At 70.3% G+C, this 3,630-nt stretch carries 2 protein-coding genes and 1 pseudogene; all 3 read right to left on the bottom strand.

What is annotated here, in order from left to right; genetic code table 11:
- Nucleotides 1-149: 149 nt before the first annotated feature.
- A pseudogene (locus tag ACI3ET_RS16235) lies at nt 150-361 on the bottom strand (IS3 family transposase); the annotation flags it as partial.
- Nucleotides 362-420: 59 nt separating this feature from the next.
- The gene (locus ACI3ET_RS16230; protein ID WP_405034109.1) at nt 421-2,361 is read right to left on the bottom strand and encodes a tyrosine-type recombinase/integrase; all 1,941 of its coding nucleotides are present in this window, start codon (nt 2,359-2,361) and stop codon (nt 421-423) included.
- Complete coding sequence (locus tag ACI3ET_RS16225; protein WP_405034107.1) at nt 2,324-3,418, bottom strand: tyrosine-type recombinase/integrase; 1,095 nt, start codon at nt 3,416-3,418, stop codon at nt 2,324-2,326. The genes ACI3ET_RS16230 and ACI3ET_RS16225 overlap by 38 nt, the downstream gene beginning before the upstream one ends.
- Between the last annotated feature and the right edge of the window lie 212 nt (nt 3,419-3,630).

The raw sequence follows: 3,630 nt of genomic DNA, 5'->3' as shown, positions 1-3,630 counted from the left end.
GCGAGACCAACTTCTTCACTTCCTTCGGCATCGAGCTCATGCTCGAGATCTTCTCGGTCATCTCATGACCTTCCCCGCCAGCTGTGCCGGCGTGTCAGACCAGAAACACCGTTTGGCGGACAGTCCCCACGGGTAGGTGACAGGTTGGGTCAGGCCGCCTGAGGGGCGGCTGTGGCCATGGTGGCCTCGTACTCGATGGGCGTCAACCGGCCGAGTCGGTCCTGGCGCCGGCGCCGGTGGTAGGTCCGCTCGAGCCAGGTGACGATGTGGATGCGAAGGTCCTGCCGGGTGGTCCACCGGCGGCGGTCAGGACGTTCTTCTGCAAGAGGGCGAAGAAGGACTCCATGGCGGCGTTGTCGGCGCTTTATCCGGCTAATCGACGGCTGAGTCGGGGCGCGGTAAGGCGGGTTGTGCTGTTGGTCACGCGGGGGTCCGGCGTGTCGCTGCCTGCTCGATGTGGGTGGTGAGCCGACTGATCAGCCGTAGGTGCCGTTCGGTCTCGGCGTCCCAGCCTCGGTCGGTGGCGTCCTGGGCGAGAGCAACAGCGTCGTCGCGTTGGGCGGTCAGGACGGGGATGTGTTCGATGGTGGTCCGGTAGGCGGGGCAGTGCTCGCACAGGTTGGCGTAGGCGCAGGGTCCTTGCGCCGGGGCGCGCAGGCAGTAGCCGCCGGCGAGGGCGGTCTTGATGGTCGCTGTGGTGCGCCAGTCGTCGTCCTGGCCCGGGTCGCGGGTGTCGCGCTCGGAGATGGGCAGCGGACCGAGGCGGGACTTGGCCAGGGTGAGGGCGCGTTCGTACTCGGCGCGGATGGTGGTGTCGAAGAGGCGGGCGTAGCGCAGGCTCATCTCGGCGCTGACGTGGCCGAGGATGACCATGAGTGCCTGCAGGGAGACGCCGGCGTTGACCAGGGCGGTGGCGTAGGTGTGCCGCAGCTGGTGGGGGGTGATGTGTCCGAGGCCGGCGGAGGCGGCGGCCCGGTCGAGCTCGGTCCGCAACCGGTTCTGGCTGAGCCGGTGGCCGTGGGCGGTGAACAGGAAGTCCGCGGGGCGTCCGGTGCGCGGGTGCGGGATCGGGCGGCCGGGGCTGCGGGTGGTGCTGATGCGGTCGATCAGGGTGAGGGTCTCGGTGTCGATCGGGACCATCCGCTCGGTGTCCATCTTGCCGAGGGGGACCTTGAGCCAGGAGCCGGCGCCGGGGACGTCGATGACGGTGTCGAGCTCGAGGTCGAGCAGTTCGCCGATGCGCAGTCCGCAGGCGCGTTGCAGCAGGAGGGCGTCGGCGGCCAGCCGGTTGGGTGAGTCGGTGAGTGCCTGGGTCAGGGCCTGGTCGGCGGCCGGCGGGAGGAACCGGGGCAGGGGCTGGGGCAGGCGCGGGTTGTCGGAGGCGTAGAACAGCTTGCGGGCGGGTGCCTCGGGCCAGTCCCACTCGGTGATGTCGGAGCAGAAGTTGGCCACCGCCAGGATCCGGCGGGCTTGCTCGGGCACGGACAGGACACCGCCGGACTTGGTGTTCTCCGCCCGGGTGAGCGCGACCAGCCACGGTTCGACGTGCGTGACCCGGTCCAGGCCCGCCGGGGTGAGGTCCGGGTCGAGGGTGGTCATGAAGGTGCCGAAGTGGGCGAGCCTGGTCGCCAGGGAGGAGACGGTGGCCGGTTTGCAGGTCACCGACTTGCGGTCCAGGTAGCGCACCAGGATCGAGTGCATAGGCTCGGGCACGCCGCCCAGGCGTCGGGCGAACGGCCAACGCTGCTCCCACGAGGGAGGCGGCGTGGGGAGCACGCCGTGGTGGAACAGCACGGTCCGGGTCGCGGTGGCGCAGGCACGGTAGTGCTTCCAGGTGCGTCCGCTCGTCTCCTGTCGTGCCTGGCCGGCGGCGGCCAGGGCGTCGAAGTCGTCATGGGTGACCTGGCTCAGTCGTTTTCCGGTGGCGAACAGGACCCGGGCCATGACTTGGGAGGCCATGCCTGAGGCGACCCGTTCGGAGTAGCCGACGGCTCGGGCGGCGGTGATGAACTCCTGGACGTCCTCGCCGATCACGGTGCTGGGCAGGTCGCGCCACAGGGACGAGAACTTGCGGTGCACCAGGTACTCCAACGAGGGGTGCAGGCGTCCGGTGACGAGCAGGAAGGTGATGAACGGGCGGGTGGCGGTGCTCGCGGACAGCTGCACTCTCAGCGGTTCGGCCGCCCAGTCCTGCACGTGGGGCCAGCGTCTGAGGAAGGCTTTCGCTGCGCTGGTGAATGCGCTGTTCCCGCGGCCGGTGAGCCCTTGGTGGGCGTGGTAGGCGGCCAGCACCTCCTGTGGTGCTTCGGCACCGTCGTGCTGCTCAGGCGCTGGTGTGGCGTTGCCGGGTGCGGGCAGCATCGTAGGCGGCTTTCACGTGGGTCGGGGCGAGGTGGATGTACCGGGCGGTGGTGTCGACGTGGGCGTGTCCGAGCAGGGACTGCATGACGGCCAGGTCGACCCCGGCCTCGGCCAGTGCGGTGCCGAACGTGTGCCGCAGCGCGTGCGGTGCGCCGGCGCCGGCGCCGCTGCGGGCACGGTGGTAGCGGAAGATGGTGCGCAACCCGGCCGGGGTCAGCGGTTGCCCGCGGGTAGGACCCTTGGCCACCACGAACAGCGACGGGCTGGGCGTGTCCGGGCGCTCGGTGAGCAGGTAGGCGTTGATCGCCGCGGCGAGGTCCTCATCCAGCGGGACCCGGCGGTCCTTGCCGCCCTTGCCGTGCACCAGCAACCACCGGCCGCCGATGTCGACGTCGGTCACACCCAGGGCGAGGACCTCGCACGAGCGCAGCCCGCAGTACAGCATCAGCCCCGCGATCGCCAGGTCCCGTCGACTGCGCAGGCTGGTCAGCAGCGCCCTGGTCTCTGTCGGGGTCAAGGCCCGAGGCAGTCGTCGCGGGGTCCGCAACCGCAGCCGGGACCGCGGCGCGGGTCGACGCTTGGTGTGGGCCAGCAGCCCGGAGCGTTCCCCCTGCGCGAACCAGGTCGAGGGCCGTCCCTTGGGCACCGGAGAGACCCGGTCGGGGTCACGCATCGCCAGGTACTCATACATCCCCGCGACGGCGGCCAGGCGCAGGTTCACCGAGGCCGGGGCGAGGCGGTCGGTGCGGCGCCCGGCCAGGTCGACCACGTTCGGTCCGCCACGACCGGCCACGACCTGCTGCCGGCAGGCGGACAAGAACGACAGCAGGTCATCAGTGCTCACGGCCTCGACGTCCTTGCCCGTGCCGTGCGCCCAGCGGCAGAACGCCACCAGCCCGAAGCCGTACGTGCGCACGGTGCGAGGCGAGTAGTTCCGGTCAGTCAGGTATCCCAGGTACGCGTTGGGGACGGCGACGAGCTCAGGTCGGGCAGGACAGGTCAGCTCCCAGCGCTGATCGACCTGGCGAAGACTGACAGCACCGGCGTCGGTGTCCATGCCACATGCCTACGCCTTCGCACCGCTCGAAGCGAGGACCTCCACTGCGGCGTGGGCCACCTCCCGAACGCCCATCAAGGAGCGATTGGCCGGTTAACAGGCACGTGCCGACCTGTCCCATGGATCCGACCAGGTGGTGGCGTCGCAGCGCGGCGAGGTACTTCCGCGACCGGAACTGACTGCCGCGGTCGGAGTGGACGATGCATCCGGCG

Source organism: Ornithinimicrobium jinqii, assembly GCF_045032595.1.
Classification (GTDB): domain Bacteria; phylum Actinomycetota; class Actinomycetes; order Actinomycetales; family Dermatophilaceae; genus Ornithinicoccus.
Note: the sequence above shows the minus strand (reverse complement) of the source record. Positions and strands in the feature narration are given on the sequence as shown.